This window comes from Anaeromyxobacter sp., assembly GCA_016718565.1.
In the GTDB taxonomy this organism is placed as follows: domain Bacteria; phylum Myxococcota; class Myxococcia; order Myxococcales; family Anaeromyxobacteraceae; genus JADKCZ01.
The window spans coordinates 52,350-67,662 of the sequence record JADKCZ010000002.1 but is presented as its reverse complement, the minus strand read 5'-3'; the positions used below and the strand labels follow the sequence as shown (position 1 = coordinate 67,662).

The 15,313-nt window shown below is 75.5% G+C and carries 11 protein-coding genes and 1 tRNA gene; 6 read left to right on the top strand and 6 right to left on the bottom strand.

Annotated elements, in window-relative coordinates; translation table 11 throughout:
- Positions 1-61 precede the first annotated feature (61 nt).
- The 4 genes from IPO09_07085 (at position 62) to IPO09_07070 (ending at position 6,116) form a co-directional block, all read left to right on the top strand.
- Complete coding sequence (locus IPO09_07085) at positions 62-997, top strand: alpha/beta hydrolase (protein ID MBK9517109.1); 936 nt, start codon at positions 62-64, stop codon at positions 995-997.
- Positions 994-4,167 carry a PD40 domain-containing protein gene (locus IPO09_07080; GenBank protein ID MBK9517108.1) on the top strand — a complete coding sequence of 1,058 codons (3,174 nt, stop codon included), beginning with the start codon at positions 994-996 and terminating at the stop codon, positions 4,165-4,167. The genes IPO09_07085 and IPO09_07080 overlap by 4 nt, the downstream gene beginning before the upstream one ends.
- Before the next feature lie 101 nt (positions 4,168-4,268).
- Positions 4,269-4,341: transfer RNA gene (locus tag IPO09_07075), tRNA-Thr, on the top strand.
- Positions 4,342-4,589: 248 nt separating this feature from the next.
- Entirely contained in the window at positions 4,590-6,116 is a 1,527-nt protein-coding gene (locus tag IPO09_07070; protein MBK9517107.1) for a Glu/Leu/Phe/Val dehydrogenase, read from the top strand.
- 33 nt (positions 6,117-6,149) lie between these two features.
- On the opposite strand, the gene IPO09_07065 is transcribed toward IPO09_07070, so the two are convergent.
- The 5 genes from IPO09_07065 to IPO09_07045 all read right to left on the bottom strand — a co-directional run bounded on the left by IPO09_07065 (position 6,150) and on the right by IPO09_07045 (position 11,201).
- A complete protein-coding gene (locus IPO09_07065; protein ID MBK9517106.1) occupies positions 6,150-7,781 on the bottom strand; it encodes a hypothetical protein in 1,632 nt (543 codons plus the stop codon).
- 4 nt (positions 7,782-7,785) lie between these two features.
- A complete protein-coding gene (locus tag IPO09_07060) occupies positions 7,786-8,559 on the bottom strand; it encodes an ABC transporter ATP-binding protein (GenBank protein MBK9517105.1) in 774 nt (257 codons plus the stop codon).
- 72 nt (positions 8,560-8,631) lie between these two features.
- A complete protein-coding gene (locus tag IPO09_07055; protein MBK9517104.1) occupies positions 8,632-9,018 on the bottom strand; it encodes a PilZ domain-containing protein in 387 nt (128 codons plus the stop codon).
- A gap of 173 nt (positions 9,019-9,191) precedes the next feature.
- Entirely contained in the window at positions 9,192-10,703 is a 1,512-nt protein-coding gene (locus IPO09_07050; GenBank protein ID MBK9517103.1) for a trypsin-like peptidase domain-containing protein, read from the bottom strand.
- A gap of 108 nt (positions 10,704-10,811) precedes the next feature.
- Positions 10,812-11,201 (bottom strand): (deoxy)nucleoside triphosphate pyrophosphohydrolase, encoded by a 390-nt coding sequence (locus tag IPO09_07045; GenBank protein ID MBK9517102.1) that lies wholly within the window; start codon positions 11,199-11,201, stop codon positions 10,812-10,814.
- A gap of 95 nt (positions 11,202-11,296) precedes the next feature.
- Between IPO09_07045 and IPO09_07040 the strand changes: the two genes are divergently transcribed.
- Positions 11,297-12,688: an MBL fold metallo-hydrolase gene (locus tag IPO09_07040; protein ID MBK9517101.1), complete on the top strand. Its 1,392-nt coding sequence runs from the start codon at positions 11,297-11,299 to the stop codon at positions 12,686-12,688.
- A complete protein-coding gene (locus IPO09_07035; protein ID MBK9517100.1) occupies positions 12,643-13,575 on the top strand; it encodes a homocysteine S-methyltransferase family protein in 933 nt (310 codons plus the stop codon). The genes IPO09_07040 and IPO09_07035 overlap by 46 nt, the downstream gene beginning before the upstream one ends.
- A gap of 18 nt (positions 13,576-13,593) precedes the next feature.
- Here IPO09_07035 and IPO09_07030 read toward each other — a convergent pair whose 3' ends face one another.
- On the bottom strand, positions 13,594-15,195 hold the full coding sequence (locus IPO09_07030; protein ID MBK9517099.1) for an OmpA family protein: 1,602 nt from the start codon (positions 15,193-15,195) through the stop codon (positions 13,594-13,596).
- Between the last annotated feature and the right edge of the window lie 118 nt (positions 15,196-15,313).

Below are 15,313 nucleotides of genomic sequence, written 5' to 3'. Positions count from 1 at the left end.
CAGGGGCACACCGCCGCACCCAGCCCCCCCGGGCCGGGCCTGGCGTCCACCCCGAGGATCGATGCCGCGCACCGAGCACTACGCCACCGCCAGGGACGGCACCCGCCTCCACTGGACCAGCGCCGGCCAGGGCCAGGCGCCGGCCCTGGTGCTGTGCGACGGCATCGGCTGCGCCGGCTACATCTGGCGCTTCCTGGAGCCGGAGCTGGCCCGGCAGCGCCGGGTCATCCACTGGAACTACCGCGGCCACGGCCAGAGCGAGCGCCCGGCGGACCCCACGCAGGTCTCGCTGGCCGAGTGCGTCGAGGACCTGTTCGCGGTGCTCGACGACGCCGGCGAGCGCTCGGCGGTGCTGGTGGGCCACTCCATGGGGGTGCAGGTGGCGCTGGAGGCCCACCGCCACTCGCCCGGGCGGGTGGAGGGGCTGGTGCTGGTGTGCGGCTCCCCGGGCCACCCGCTCGACACCTTCCACGACGTGCCCTTGCTGGCGGCCGCCTTCCCCTACGCCCGGCAGGTGGTGGAGCGGTTCCCGGCCGCGGCCAGGCTGCTCTTCCACGCGGTGGTGCCCACCGAGCTGTCGCTCCGGCTGGCGCAGACCTTCGAGGTCAACTCGGAGCACGTGGCCCGCGAGGACCTGGTGCGCTACCTCGACGACCTGGCCGACGTGGACACCAGCCTGTTCGTGCGGCTGCTGGGCTCGGCGGCGCAGCACGACGCCTCCGACCACCTGCCCCGGGTGGGCGTGCCCACGCTGATCCTGGCCGGCGAGAAGGACTCCTTCACCCCCATGTGGCTCTCGGTGAAGATGCACGCCGCCATCCCCGGCAGCGAGCTGCTGGTGCTGCCCGGGGGCACCCACGTCGGCCCGCTGGAGCACCCGGACCTGGTCGCCCTCAGGGTGGAGAAGTACCTGCGGGATCACTTCGGCGAGGCGCCGGTGGCGCCGGTGCGGCAGCGCGCAGCGGAGCGCCGCCGGCGCACCGGGGGTGCCGGGTGAGCTGGCCCTGGCGCGGGCGGGCCGGCCAGCCGCGGTCGGCCGGCCGCGCCCTCGTGGCCGGGCCCGGTCGCGCCGCCCTGGTGGCCTGCGCGGCGGCCTTCCTGCTGCTGGCGCCGGCGCCGGCCCGACCGCTCTACGACCCGGCCTACCGCTGGCGCACCCTCCTCACGCCCCACTTCCAGGTCCACTTCCACCAGGGCGAGGAGGCGCTGGCGGCCCGGGTGGCCGAGCTGGCCGAGGCGGCCCACCAGCGGCTGGTGCCGCTGCTCGGCCACGCGCCGGCCGGGCCGACCCACCTGGTGCTCTCCGACGATCAGGACGAGGCCAACGGCTCGGCCACCCCGCTGCCGCGCAACCTCATCCGGCTCTATGCCGTGCCCGCCTCCTCGGCCTCCGAGCTGCACGACGCGCGCGACTGGCTGGCGCAGCTGGTGGACCACGAGTACGTCCACGTGCTCCACCTCGACCAGGCGGGCGGGCTGCCGGCCGCGGTCAACGCCGTCTTCGGCAAGCTCTGGGTCCCCAACGGCCTGACCCCGGGCTGGCTCATCGAGGGGGTGGCGGTGGCCCACGAGGCGCGCGACGGCGCCACCGGCCGGAACCGCAGCGCGCTCTTCGAGATGTACGCGCGGGCGCTGGTGGTGGAGCCGCCCGGGCTGCCCTCGCTGGCCCAGGTCAGCAACCCGCTGCTCGACTGGCCGCGCGGCCACGCCCCCTACCTCCTGGGCGGCCGCTTCGTGGAGTTCCTGCTGGCCCGCAGCGGGCCGGAGGCGCTGCGCGGCTTCCTGGCCGAGCAGGGGCGGCAGGTCTGGCCCTGGGCGCCCTCCTGGGCCGGCCAGGCCTGGTTCGGCGCCGGGTTCCCCGAGCTGTGGGAGGAGTTCGGCGCGGCCCTGGCCGACCGCGCCGCCGCCGACCTGGCCGCCCTCCGGACCCGGCCGGTGACCAGGCCGGCGCGGCTGACCTGGCGCGGCGGGCAGGTGGAGCGCCCCCGCTTCACGCCCGACGGGGCCTCGCTGGTCTACCTGGACCGCGGCCCGCACGAGCGGGCCGGGCTGCGGCGGGTGGCGCTCGACGGGCGCGATCTGGGCCGGGCGCTGCCGGTGGACCAGCACGGGCGCTTCGACCTCACCCCCGACGGCCGGGCGGTGCTCTCCCGCGCCGAGGTCTGGCGCGAGTTCCGCGTCTACGACGACCTCTGGCTGGCCGACCTGGCCACCGGCCGGGCCGAGCGGCTCACCGACGGCGAGCGGGCCACCGACCCCTCGCTGGCGCCGGGCGGCGCCGCGGTGGTCTACGTGGCGCGCAGCGGCGGCGGCGAGCACGAGCTCCGGCGACGGGCGCTCCCGACCGGCCAGGCCGAGCTGCTGCTCCACCGGCCCGGGGCCCAGCTCTACGACCCCGCCGTCTCGCCGGACGGCCTGGCCATCGCGCTCTCGCTCCAGGAGGGCGGACGGCGCGACCTGGTGGTGCTGCGGCAAGGCCAGGTGGAGCGGCTCACCGACGACGACGCGCTCGACCTCCAGCCGACCTGGACCCCGGACGGCGCCCACCTGCTCTTCGCCTCCGACCGCGGCGGGGTCTTCAACCTGTACGCCTGGGAGGCCGCCACCGGCCTGATCCGCCAGGTGACCAACGTGGAGACCGGCGCGCTCGACCCGGCGGTGTCGCCGGACGGGAAGACCATCGCCTTCGTGACCTACGGGCGCGAGGGCTACGACCTGGCGACCATGCCGTTCGAGCCGGCGTCCTGGCTGGAGGCGACCCCGGTCGAGACGCCGTCCGCGACGCCGACCGCGACATGGGCGCCCCCTCACCCCGGCCCTCTCCCCCAGCAAGCTGGGGGAGAGGGTGAGCAGGGCAACGCGACCCCGACGGCGACCCCGACCGCGACTCCGACCGCGACTCCGACCGCGACCCCGACTGCGACCCCGACCGCAGCCCCGACCGCGACTCCGACCGCTACTCCGACCGCAGCCCCGACCGCAGCCCCGACCGCAGCCCCGACCGCAGCCCCGACCGCGACCTCCTCCCCCTATCGTCCCTGGACCGCCCTCCCCACCTTCTGGCTCCCGATCTGGGGTGCCGACGACGCCGGCGACCTGTTCGGCGCCTACACCGCCGGCCAGGACGTGGTGGGCCAGCACACCTGGCAAGCGCAGGCCTGGTGGAGCGCCGGGGCCCGCACCGCCGGGTACGCCGCCAGCTACGTCGGGGCCTGGTCCTGGCCGGCGCTCGACCTCGCCTCCGAGCGGCTGTTGGTCCGCTCTCCCGGCGAGCCGGACCGGCTCACCGCGGCCTGGACGCCGCTGGCCGGCGGCGCCACCTTCACGTTCAGCCGGCTCGACCGGGCGCTGCAGCTGCGCCTCGGCTGGTCCGCCACGCGCTGGGACACCCTGGGCGATCCCGGCGACGCGGCCGCGGCGCCGCCCGGGCAGCGCTTCGTGGACGGCCTGCTCTCCGAGGCCAGCCTGGGGGTGGCCTGGAGCAACGCCCGCCGCTACGCCCGCTCCATCTCGCGGGAGGAGGGGCGCACGCTCTCCCTCCGGCTCCGGGCCGCCGGCGCCACCACCGGCAGCGACTACGACCTGTGGCGGGCCCGCGCCGCCTGGAGCGAGTACCTGCGGGTGCCCGGAACGCGTCACGTGGTCCTGGCCGGCCGGCTCTCCGGCGCCCTGGCCCACGGCTCGCTCGGCGGCAGCCCGCCCTTCAGCCTGGGCGGGCTGTCCCAGCCCAACCCGGTGGACCTGCTTCTGCTGCAGGCCTTCTCGGCCTCCGACCAGCTGCGCGGCTACCCGGCCGGCCTGCAGCAGGGCAACGGCACCGCGCTGCTCAACCTGGAGCTGCGCTTCCCCCTGGCCTCGCCCGAGCTGGGCCGGTCCACCTGGCCCATCTTCCTCAGGCGCCTGCACGGCGCCGTCTTCGCCGACCTGGGCGAGGCCTTCGTGAAGGGCATCGAGCGCGGCTACGCCGGCAGCGGCTTCCGCTGGGACCGGCTGCGGCTCGGCGCCGGCGTCGAGCTGCGCCTCGAGACCGCCCTGGCCTACTGGCTCCTCACCGACCTCCGGCTCGGCGTGGCCCGCGGCCTGGGGAAACCGCTGGCGGGCCTGGGCCCGGGCGACGATCCGCTGGCCGAGTGGCAGGTCTACCTGACCTTCGGGCCGAGCTTCTAGCGAGGGTCCGGCGGCCGGCGCGTCGGGCCCCCGAGGGCCGCCCCGGACCGCCACCGGCCGCTTGCACGGCCGATCCGCGAATGCTAAGGAAACGCGCCTTCGCCGACATAGCTCAGTTGGTAGAGCAGCTGATTCGTAATCAGCAGGTCAACGGTTCAAATCCGTTTGTCGGCTCTCGGCAGCACCCCAGGAAGCACACGGAGCGGGCGCCCTCGAGGCGCCCGTTTCCGTTCCCGGGAGGGCCGCCGCAGCCGCCGGTGCCGCGGCCGGCCGCGCCCTGACCCTGGGCCGCCCCGACCCTCGGCGGTGGACGCGCGACGGTCCAGACGTGGACGCCGCCCGGGGGCGCCACTAGAGTCCCGCCACGCTCCACGGGCCCGGCCCGGGGCCGGCGCGATCCACCTCCAGGAAAGGGCGTCGTCATGGCCAGGGGAAGCTCGAGGAAGGGGTTCTGGGAGGGGGCGGTGGAGACCTTCGATCGGGCCGCCGACCTGATCCACCTCAACCCGCGGGTGCGGATGGAGATCGAGGAGCCGGACTTCGAGCACATCTTCTACGTCACCATCGAGGTGCGGGACCGGCTGGTCCCGCTGGCCCCCGCGGACCTCGGGCCCTTCCGCGACCTGCCGCCCTCCGGCGTCGAGGCCGGCGAGGCGCTGGAGCCCCTGGCCGACGGCAAGTTCATCCTGCACCGCCGGGCCCTGCTGGACGCCGACCTCACCATGCGCCAGGGGGTCCTCAACATCCCGGGCAAGGGGTTCTTCCGCGTCGAGAAGGGCGGCCCGCGCAAGTTCAAGGCCTACCGGGTCCAGCACAACCAGGTGCGCGGCCCGTACAAGGGCGGCATCCGCTACCACCAGGAGGCGTCGCTCGACCTCTTCAAGACCCTGGCGGCCGACATGACCTGGAAGACCGCCATCGCCGAGATCCCCTTCGGCGGGGCCAAGGGCGGCATCCGCTTCGACCCCATGCGCTTCTCGCGGGAGGAGCTGGAGGCCATCTCGCTCCGCTACGTCTACAAGCTGAAGAACCTGATGGGGCCGTTCCTGGACATCCCGGCGCCCGACGTCGGCACCAACGGCCAGACCATGGCCTACATGATGCGGCAGTACACCGACGGTGAGCGCGACCACCACGCCCTGCGCGGCGTGGTCACCGGCAAGGACGTGCGCATCGGCGGGTCGGAGGGGCGGCTCAAGGCCACCGGCCAGGGCGTGGTCTACTGCATCGAGGAGTGGGCCCGCGAGAAGGGCTTCTCCCTCAAGGGCGCGCGGGTGCTGGTGCAGGGCTTCGGCAACGTGGGGTCGGCCACCGCCGAGATCCTGGCGGCGCAGGGCGCGCGCATCGTGGCCGTCAACGACGCCTTCGGCACGGTGCACGCCGAGGCCGGCCTCGACGTGGACGCGCTGGCCAGCTACGTGCACGCCAACCCGGCCAACCTGCGCCGCACCGTGGCCGGCTTCCCGGGCGCCGCCGCCATCTCCAAGGCCGACTTCTGGCTGGTGGACGCCGACATCCTGGTGCCGGCGGCGCTGGGCGAGGAGATCGACGGCGAGGTGGCCGAGAAGCTGACCGTCCGGCTGGTGGCCGAGGGCGCCAACGGGCCCACCACCCAGGAGGGCGACCGGGTGCTGCAGGCCCGCGGCATCGACCTCATCCCGGACATCATCTGCAACGCCGGCGGCGTCACCGTGAGCTACTACGAGTGGCTGCAGAACCAGAAGCTGGAGAAGTGGACCGAGGCCGACGTCAACCAGCGCCTGGAGCGCGCCATCAAGTCGAACTACGCCATCATCCGCGACGTGGCGCGCGACACGCCCCGGCGCACCCCGCTGCACAACTCGCGCCCCTACTGCATCGGGGCGCCCACCGACGTGCGCACCGCCGCCATGTGCCTGGCCCTCCGCCGCGTCGAGTCCCACTACCTGCTGGAGGGGTTCTCGCAGTAGGTGGCGACGCGCGGGGCGCTCCTCGCCGCGGCGTCAGGCCTCGTCGCCGGTCACCACCCCGAGCAGCAGCTCGCGCCGGGCCTCCAGCAGCCGCCCCATGCGCGGCAGGGTGCCCCGGTAGAGCGCCAGCCCGGCGGCGCCCAGCGCCAGCCAGGCCCCCGGCAGGATCCAGGCCTGGTCGAGCCGCAGGGCCAGCAGCACGGGCAGGGCGAAGAGCCCGGCCACGCCCGAGACGATGGCCATCCCCAGCAGGCCCGAGAGGGCCGGCAGGTTGCCGCTGCGCTGCAGGGTGGCAGAGGCCACCCGCGGGTTGAGCACCGACAGGAGGTTGCCCAGGCCGTGCAGCCAGGGGGCCACGCCGGCGTGCAGCGCCAGCGCCGCCAGCAGCGCCCAGCCCGGAGGCGCCCCGACCAGCGCCACGGTCAGGAGCACGCAGCCCAGGTAGAGCAGGGCCGCCAGGGCGTAGGTGGCCAGGTTCTTGGCGGCCAGCACCTCTCCCAGGTCGAGGGGGGCCAGGTAGTGCTGGCGCGCCCCGCCGCGATCCCAGCCGAAGGCGTTGAGCCAGAACACCTGGGTGGCCAGGTGGGTGTAGAGGGCGAACCCCAGCAGCGGCAGGGCCCGCAGCACCTCGCCGGCCTCGGCCGGGATGAGCGGCGAGGCCTGCCAGGCCACCACGCCCGCCATGGCGGGGATCACCAGCAGCAGCACCCCTGGCAGCGGGTGGCGGGCCAGGTGCTTGACCTCCCGCTCCAGCAGCGGTCCGAGCAGGCCGGGCAGCCACCCACCGGCCCACCCGGCGCCGCCGGACGAGCCGCTGGCCGCCCCGCCCGCGCCGCCGGAGGTGGCGGCCGAGAGCGTCAGCCGGTAGGCGGCCCACCCGGAGGCCGCCACCGCGGCGGCCTGCCCGGCCAGCCAGGGCAGCGCCGCCGCCACCTCACCCGAGAAGAGCCGGCGGGCCGCGCCGGCCCCCAGCGCCGCCGGCCAGGCGAGCCACTGGACCAGCCCGAGCACCTCCCTGGCGCGCGCCAGGTCGATGCGACCGCGCAGGCCGGCCAGCGCCGCGCCGCCCATGGCGAGCCCCACGTAGAGCAGCGCGATGGCCACCTCGCGGGTCCGCTTGCCGCGCAGGATCCGCCCGGAGACCTCCTGCAGCAGCACCACGGAGCAGGCCACCGAGGCGGCGAAGAGCAGCAGCGCCAGCGCCAGCGGGAGGAGCCAGGCGCCCGGCCGCCCCACGGCCGCGCCGCCCCAGGCGCCGGCCAGCAGCACGCACCAGAAGAGCGCGAAGGGATCCCCCACCACCGAGGCCACCAGGCCGTAGGTGAAGACCCGGCCGGCGGCCAGCGGGTAGACCAGGAAGCGGCGCAGGTCCACCCCCTCCCGCTCGTGCAGCGACATGGCCACCGCGGTCCAGGCCTGCCAGACGCCGAACAGGACGGCGCTGACCGGCAGGTCCACCTGCACGCCGCGGCCGGACCGGGCCGCCCGGTACATGCCCGCCCCCACCAGGCCGGCGAACACCACGCCCAGCGGGAGCAGCACCAGGTAGCTGAGCGCCTTGGCCACCAGCTCGGGCACCCCGCCCCGGCCGCGCAGCCGGCGCAGCCCGAGGCGCAGCCTGAGCTCCACCAGCGCCGCCAGCGGCGTGTCGCGCCAGGCCCCCACCCGCTCAGCCGCCCGCGCCGCTGGCGGGCCCGCCCAGCCAGGAGAGCCGGTGCGCCACCCGCTCCTCGCCCACCGTGCGGATGAAGGACTCCTCCAGCGAGCCGGCGCCGCGCACCTCGTCGAGGGTGCCCTGCGCCACCAGCCGCCCGCCGTGGATGATGCCCACGTGCGTCACCAGGCGCTCCACCACCTCCAGCACGTGGCTGGTGAGGAAGATGGTCATCTGGCCGCCGGCCACCAGCCCCTGCAGCATGCGCCGGATGCCGTTGACCGCCACCGCGTCGATGCCCTCGAAGGGCTCGTCGAGGAAGAGCAGGCGCGGCCCGTGGATGAGGGCGCAGCCCAGCGCCAGCTTCTTCTTCATGCCGTGGCTGTAGTCGCCCACCAGCTTGCCGGCGTCGCCGGTCAGCTCCATGGCCGCCAGCAGCTCCTCGGCGCGGCGCGCCGCCTCCCGCCGCGGCAGCCCGTAGAGCTGCCCGTGCAGCCGCAGCTGCTCGGCGCCCGAGAGCCGCTCGAAGAGCGCCAGCCCGTCGGGCACCACCCCCACCAGCCGGCGCACCTCCAGCGAGCGCTCGCCCAGATCGTGCCCCAGCACCGTGGCCCGGCCGGCGCTCGGCGCCAGCAGCCCGGTCAGGAGCTTCATGGTGGTGGACTTGCCGGCCCCGTTCGGCCCGAGGAAGCCGTAGAAGGCGCCCTCGGGCACGGTGAGCGAGAGGTCCAGCACCGCGGGCCTCCCGTCGAAGAGCCGGGTCAGCCCGTGGGTCTCGATGGCCTGCATCCTGGGATCGGGTAACACGGCGCCGGACGGGGCGCTACCCGGTCGTGCGGACCGGCTGGCCCGAGGCGCGCCTCAGTGCAGCGCGCCGGCGCGGGCCGGGATGGCCTGTCGGACCTCGGGGGCCGCCTCGAAGTAGAGGAAGCGCAGCCCCATGCCGCGCACCCCCACCGGCCCACGCCCCGGCGACGCCGGCTGGCCGGTCAGGGCGCAGACGTAGCGGACCTCGCCCACCCCGACCATCTCGGCCGGTCCGCCCTCGAAGGTGACCCGCACCTGCGAGCCGATGGGCTGGGTCACCGGGGTCTCGACGAAGAGGCCGCCGGGCGAGATGTTGCGAGCCACCCCGTGGGCGCCCCCGCGGTCTCCCTCGAGCCAGACCGGGAAGACCTTGTCGAGGCGCGCGCTGGCGCGCCGCTCGGCCTCCTCGTTCCCTGGCGTTCCCTTCCACGGCCAGACCATGATGCGGCCTCCCCTGCAGGTCTGAGCAAGGTAGGACGGTAGGGGCATGTAGGCAAATAAACGACACCTACCCACCCTGGGGCCGCGCTCGGATGCACCGACGCCGCCGGAGCGTGAGCCCCGGCGGCGTCGCGGTGGCCAGCCCGAGGCTGGCCGGGGTGGCGAAGCGCCGGCTACTGCCGGCCGCCCACCGGCACCGCCAGGAAGAGCGCCCCGTCACCGCGGCGAACCCGCAGCAGCACCAGGTCGCCGTCGGCCAGCTTGCCGATGACCTCCCCCACCTCCGCCGGCCGGGTCACCGGCTGCCGGTTCACCTCCAGGATGAGATCGCCGCGCACCAGCCCGGCCCGCTCGGCTGGGCCACCCTCGGTGACGTCGGCCACCAGCACGCCCTGGTCGCCCTCCAGGCCGAGCTGCTTGCTGAGCTCCGGCGTGAGCGGCTGGAGCCGCACGCCCAGCTTCGGGCTCTTGCCGGCCTCCCCCACCCCGCCCTCCCCGTCGGCCTCGGCCTGCGCCAGCTCGTCGGGCCGCTGCGCCACCGGGAAGGTGAAGGTCTTCTCCTTGCCGCGGCGCAGCACCACCAGGGTCACCTTGTCGCCCGGGGCGATGAGCGCCACCGCGCGGGTCAGCGCGCTGCCGGACTCGAGCGGCTTGCCGTTCAGGGAGAGCACGATGTCGCCCGGCTCCAGCCCGGCCACCGCAGCCGGCTGCTTGGGCACCACCTGCTGCACCAGCGCCCCCCGGGTGCCGCCCGGCAGGCCGAAGGCCTTCTGCAGGTCAGGGGTCAGGTCGCCCACCGCCACCCCCAGGTAGCCGCGGGTCACCCGGCCCTTGGCCTGCAGCTGCGGCAGCAGGGACTTGGCCAGGTTGATGGGCACCGCGAAGCCGATGCCCGAGCCGATCTGCGGCGACACGATGGCCGTGTTGATGCCGACGACCTCGCCCCGCAGGTTGAAGAGCGGCCCGCCCGAGTTGCCCGGGTTGATGGCGGCGTCGGTCTGGAGGAAGTCGTCGTACGGGTTGCCCGAGTTCACGCCGCCGCGGTGCTTGGCCGAGACGATCCCCAGCGTGGCGGTCTCGCGCAGGCCGAAGGGGCTGCCCAGGGCCAGCACGAAGTCGCCCTGGCGGAGCGCGTCGGAGTCGCCCAGCACCACGGTGGGCAGCCCCTTGGGCGGCGCGTTGAGCTTGATGAGGGCCACGTCGGTGGCGGCGTCCTTGCCGACCACCCGGGCCGAGTACTCGGCGTTGTCGGGGAGGCGGACGCGGATGTCGGTGGCGTCCTTGATGACGTGGTGGTTGGTGAGGATCAACCCCTCGGCGTTGAGGATGAAGCCCGACCCGAGCCCCTGCCCGCGCTGCCCCTCCGGGCCGTCTGGGGTGGGCTGGCCGAAGAACCGCTCCAGGGGGTCCTGGCCGCGCCCCAGGCCGCGGCCGTGCGGGGAGCGGGTCATGGTGGTGGTCGAGATGTTGACCACCGCCGGCTTGAGCCGCTCGATGAGCGGCGCCAGCGTGGTGCCGACCGGCACCTCCGCGGCGGGCGCGGCGGCCACCGCCTCGCGGAAGATGGCGCCGGCGGCCGCCTCGGCGGCGCGGGGCTCGGCGGTGGCGCGGCCCTCGCCGGAGCAGGCGACCACCAGGGCGACGGCGGCAGAGGCGGCGATGAAGGTCAGGATGATGCGACGCATGGGCGCTTCTCCTCGGGGATGCCGGACATGGGGTGCAGGTAAGACGCCGCTCCGGGGCTGTCTATTCCCTGTCCCCCGCCCGCCCCGGGAGGGGTGAAGCGCCAGAGCCTAGAGCCCGAGCAGCTGGGCGATCGACTTCTCGTCGGCCGGCGGGAACTCGTACTGGTCGAGCTCGTCCGGGCGCACCCATCGGTGATCGTGGATGCGGGTGTGCGCCACCTCACCCGAGACCAGGCGGCAGCGGTAGACGCAGAAGTCGATGTCGTAGCCCTCGTAGGCGTGCTCCACGTGCAGGACCCGGTCGCCGACCTCGACGAGCACGCCCATCTCCTCGCCGAGCTCGCGCGCCAGCGCCGCCTGATCGGTCTCGCCGACCTCGACCCGGCCGCCCGGGAACTCCCACAGCAGCGGCAGGGAGGCGCGCGGGGGTCGCTGGGTGATGAGGTAGCGGCCGTCCTGCTCGATCATGGCCCCGACGACGCGGATCTTCCGGCGCATGCCTGTGTCCCCTTCACGTTCGCCGCGCCCTTGACGGGGCGCGCGACCTCCGGTCGCCTCGGCGCACGGCCCGGGGATTGTAGGATTGGGCCGAGATGGCGTCCATCCGCTTCCTGGGTGCAGCCGGCACCGTCACCGGCTCCCGCTTCCTGGTCGACACCGGCGCGGCCCGCGTGCTGGTGGACGCCGGCCTGTTCCAGGGGCCCAAGGACCTCAGGCTGCGCAACCGGGCCCCCTGGCCGGTCGCCCCGGACTCCATCACCGCGGTGGTGCTGACGCACGCCCACATCGATCACACCGGCGCGCTGCCGCTGCTGGTGCGGCAGGGCTACCCCGGTCCGGTGCACGTCACGCCCGCCACCCGCGACCTGCTGGCCCTGCTGTTGCCCGACTCGGGCCGGCTGCAGGAGGAGGAGGCCTCCTGGGCCAACCGGCGTGGCTACTCGAAGCACGCCCCCAACGCCGCCCCGCTCTACACCGAGGACGACGCCCTGGCCGCGCTGCCGCGCCTGGCGCCGCTCGGCTACGGCCGGCCCAGGCTGGTGGCCCCGGGGGTCACCCTCACCTTCCACCGGGCCGGCCACATCCTGGGCAGCGCCACGGTGCTGCTGGAGGTGGCCGGGCCGCCGCCGGTCCGGATCCTCTTCAGCGGCGACCTGGGCCGCTACGGCGCCCCCATCCTGCCCGACCCCGAGCCCGGGCCGGCGGCCGACGTGCTGGTGCTGGAGAGCACCTACGGCGGGCGGCGCCACCCGGCAGGCCCCGGCGCCGCCGGCCTGCGAGCGGAGGTGCTGGCGGCGGTGGAGCGCGGCGGCGCCCTCCTCATCCCGGCCTTCGCCATCGGGCGCACCCAGGAGGTGCTCTTCGCCCTGCGCGAGCTGGAGCAGCGCGGCGAGATCCCCGAGCTGCCCGTCTTCGTCGACTCGCCCATGGCGGTGGACGCCACGCCCATCCACGTGGCCCACCGCGAGGACCACGACGACGAGATGGTGCGGCTGCTGGCGGCCGGCATCGAGCCCCTGCGCCCGCGGCGGCTCCAGTTCGCCCGCAGCCCCGAGCAGTCCAAGGCCATCAACCGGGTCGAGGGTCCCTGCATCATCCTCTCGGCCTCGGGCATGGCCACCGGCGGCCGGGTGCTGCACCACCTGGCGCGGCGCCTGCCCGACGAGCGCACCACCGTGCTGCTGGTCGGCTTCCAGGCGGCCGGCACCCGCGGCTGGAGCCTGCAGAGCGGCGCCGCCACGGTGCGGCTGCACGGCCAGGACGTGCCGGTGCGCGCCCGGGTGGCCAGCCTCTCCGGCTTCTCGGCGCACGCCGACGAGGCCGAGCTGGCCCGCTGGCTGTCGGCGCGGCCCGCGCCGCCGCGGCGCACCTTCCTGGTGCACGGCGAGCCGGTGGCGCTCGAGGCGGCCCGGGCACGGCTCGACGCCATGGGCTGGCCATGCCTGGTGCCGCGGCACCTCGAGACCCACGCCCTGGCGCCGTGAGCCCGCCGGGCCCCGCCGCCCCGCTGCCCGCGGCCCTGCGCCGCGCCCTGCGGGCCGGCCCGGTGCTGCTCGACGGCGCCATGGGCACGGCGCTCCAGGCGCGGGGCCTGCCGCCCGGCGAGCTCCCCGAGGCCTGGCTCGGGGACCACCCGGAGGAGATCGCCGCGGTGCACCGCGCTCACGCCGCGGCCGGCGCCCGGATCCTGCTCACCTGCACCTTCAACGCGGCGGCGCCGCGCCTGGCCGGGCGCCTGGCGTCCGGGCGGGCCACGGCGCTGTGCCGCCAGGCCGCCGGGCTGGCCCGGGCCGCAGCCGGCGGCGGCTGGGTGGCCGGCGCCCTCGGGCCGCTGGCGCTGGCCACGCCGGGTGGGGCGGCGCCGCCGGCCTCCGAGCTGGAGGGGCGGTTCGCGGAGGCGGTGGCGGCCCTGGCGGGGGCCGGGGTGGACCTGCTCTGGCTGGAGAGCCAGTACGACCGGCGCGAGGCCACCGCCGCGCTGCGGGCCGCGCGCGCCTGCGGCCTGCCGGTGGTGGTCACCTTCACGCTGGCCGAGGCCGGGGGCCGCCTGCTGGCCGCGGACGGCGGGGACGCCGGCCCCATGCTCCTGGAGGCCGCAGCCGGCGGGGCCGCGGCGGTGGGGGTGAACTGCGTCCTGGCCGGGCCCGCGCTCACCGCCCTGGCCAGCTGGGCCCTGGCGTCGCTGCCGGTGCCCCTGGTGGCGAAGCCCAGCCCGGGCCTGCCGGGCCAGGTGCTGCCGCCCTCCGCCTTCGCCGCGGCCCTGGCGCCCGCGCTCCGGGCCGGCGCCCGCCTGGTGGGCGGGTGCTGCGGGGCGGACTCCGGACACGTCGACGCCCTCGCCGCGATGGTCCGCGACGAGGGCGCCAGGTGAGACGGGCTGCGTCGGCCGCTACGGGATGGTGAACTCCACGCGGCGGTTCGAGTCGCGGCCAGCGGCGGTCTGGTTGTCACCCACCGGCCTCGACGAGCCGAAGCCCTTCGAGTCCAGGCGGGCGGCGTCGGTGCCCTTGCCGACCAGGTAGGCGGCCACGGCCTTGGCGCGGTCGGCCGACAGCTTGGTGTTCAGCCTGGCCGAGCCGGTGCTGTCGGTGTGGCCCTCGACCACCACCTTGGTGAGCTGGGGGTTGCGGGCCAGCACCTGCGCCACCTCGTCGAGCAGCGGGAAGGACCGATCCTGGATGGTGGCCTTGCCGGTGTCGAAGTAGACCTTCTCGAGGATGTCGATCTTGCCGGTGGCGACGTTCAGCACGGCCTTGGCCGGCGGGCAGCCGGCGTTGTCGGCCACGCCCGCCACGTCGGGGCAGCGGTCCTTGTGGTCGGGGATGCCGTCGGCGTCGCCGTCCTTGGCCGGGCAGCCCTCGAGCTCGGCGATGCCGGCCACGGTGGGGCACTTGTCCTTGTGGTCGAAGATGCCGTCGGCGTCGCTGTCCTTGGCCGGGCAGCCCTTCTCCTCGGCGATGCCGGCCACCAGCGGGCAGACGTCGTCCCTGTTGAGGATGCCGTCCTTGTCGTCGTCGAGCGCCGGGCACTGGGCCGGCGTGTGGACCATGCCAGCGGCGCAGGGATCGGCCGGGGGCGGCGGCGGGGCCTTCTTGGCGACCGGCACGTAGGCCAGGCCGATCAGGCCGCGGAAGCGCGGCGTGCCCGGGGCCTCGAAGAAGCCGGGGCCGCCGAGGGCGAAGCCCTCCCAGTCGGTCGCGAAGGTGTAGCGCGCGCCGGCCAGCACCTCCATGGTGCGCTGGGCCTCGTAGCCGAGGTTGCCGCGGACCGACAGCTCACCGCGGAGCGGGGCGCCGGTGGTGGCGGCCACGGCGCCCACCTGGAACTCGCTGCCCAGGACGGCCCCGTCGGGGAAGGCGGCGAGCTGGCGGCGCATCAGCATGCCGGCCTGCCCGCCCACCACGAAGCCCTCGAAGTGACGGCCGACCTCGAGGCGGGGCGTGAAGGCCCAGCGGTCCGAGCCGGCCAGCGCCTCGGTGGCGCCGAACGGCAGGAGCGCCTCGGAGGCGACGGCGATGTTGAAGGGGCTGGCGCTGCCCTGCGCCATCAGCGCGTAGCGCAGGCCGAAGGCCGGGGTGCCGAGGCCGGCCGAGGTCACCGGGGCCAGGCCCGGGATGGTGGCGCCCTCCTGCCAGGCCACCACGGGGACGCGGAGGCTGACCTCGAGCTTGCTGGTCAGCGACACGGAGGCGCCCAGGTGGGCGGTGACCCGGTTGCCGACCACGTTCTGCAGCCGGGTGCCGGGGGTGCTGGTGCCGCCGCCGCGGATGGTGTCGTCGTCGTTGAGCACCAGCGGGCGGTTCTCGTAGTGGGCGGCCAGCGACAGGCGGGTGTCGCCCTTGGCGCGCACCTCGCCGGTGCCGATCACCATCGAGGAGACCGCGGCCGGGTCGAGCGAGAGCCGCTCGAGATCGAACAGCGGGACCTGGGCGTAGGCGGCCGAGGCGCCGAGGAGGCTGGCCACCAGGGCCGCCTTGAGGACGTGCTTCATCGGTGTGTTCTCCCCCACCCTGCGAATCGAGGTGGCATGACGTGATGGAACGGCGATCGGGTACTGCGCTGCACCGGAAACGGCGTTGTACATGGGTTTGCGTGGTCTCGCCAGCACC

Bases quoted from the DNA above. Each gene is read 5' to 3' on its own strand.
- IPO09_07085 (MBK9517109.1), top strand. From the start codon at position 62: ATGCCGCGCACCGAGCACTACGCCACCGCCAGGGACGGCACCCGCCTC.
- IPO09_07070 (MBK9517107.1), top strand. From the start codon at position 4,590: ATGGCCAGGGGAAGCTCGAGGAAGGGGTTCTGGGAGGGGGCGGTGGAG.
- IPO09_07060 (MBK9517105.1), bottom strand. From the start codon at position 8,559: ATGCAGGCCATCGAGACCCACGGGCTGACCCGGCTCTTCGACGGGAGG.
- IPO09_07055 (MBK9517104.1), bottom strand. From the start codon at position 9,018: ATGGTCTGGCCGTGGAAGGGAACGCCAGGGAACGAGGAGGCCGAGCGG.
- IPO09_07050 (MBK9517103.1), bottom strand. From the start codon at position 10,703: ATGCGTCGCATCATCCTGACCTTCATCGCCGCCTCTGCCGCCGTCGCC.
- IPO09_07045 (MBK9517102.1), bottom strand. From the start codon at position 11,201: ATGCGCCGGAAGATCCGCGTCGTCGGGGCCATGATCGAGCAGGACGGC.
- IPO09_07040 (MBK9517101.1), top strand. From the start codon at position 11,297: ATGGCGTCCATCCGCTTCCTGGGTGCAGCCGGCACCGTCACCGGCTCC.
- IPO09_07035 (MBK9517100.1), top strand. From the start codon at position 12,643: ATGCCTGGTGCCGCGGCACCTCGAGACCCACGCCCTGGCGCCGTGAGC.
- IPO09_07030 (MBK9517099.1), bottom strand. From the start codon at position 15,195: ATGAAGCACGTCCTCAAGGCGGCCCTGGTGGCCAGCCTCCTCGGCGCC.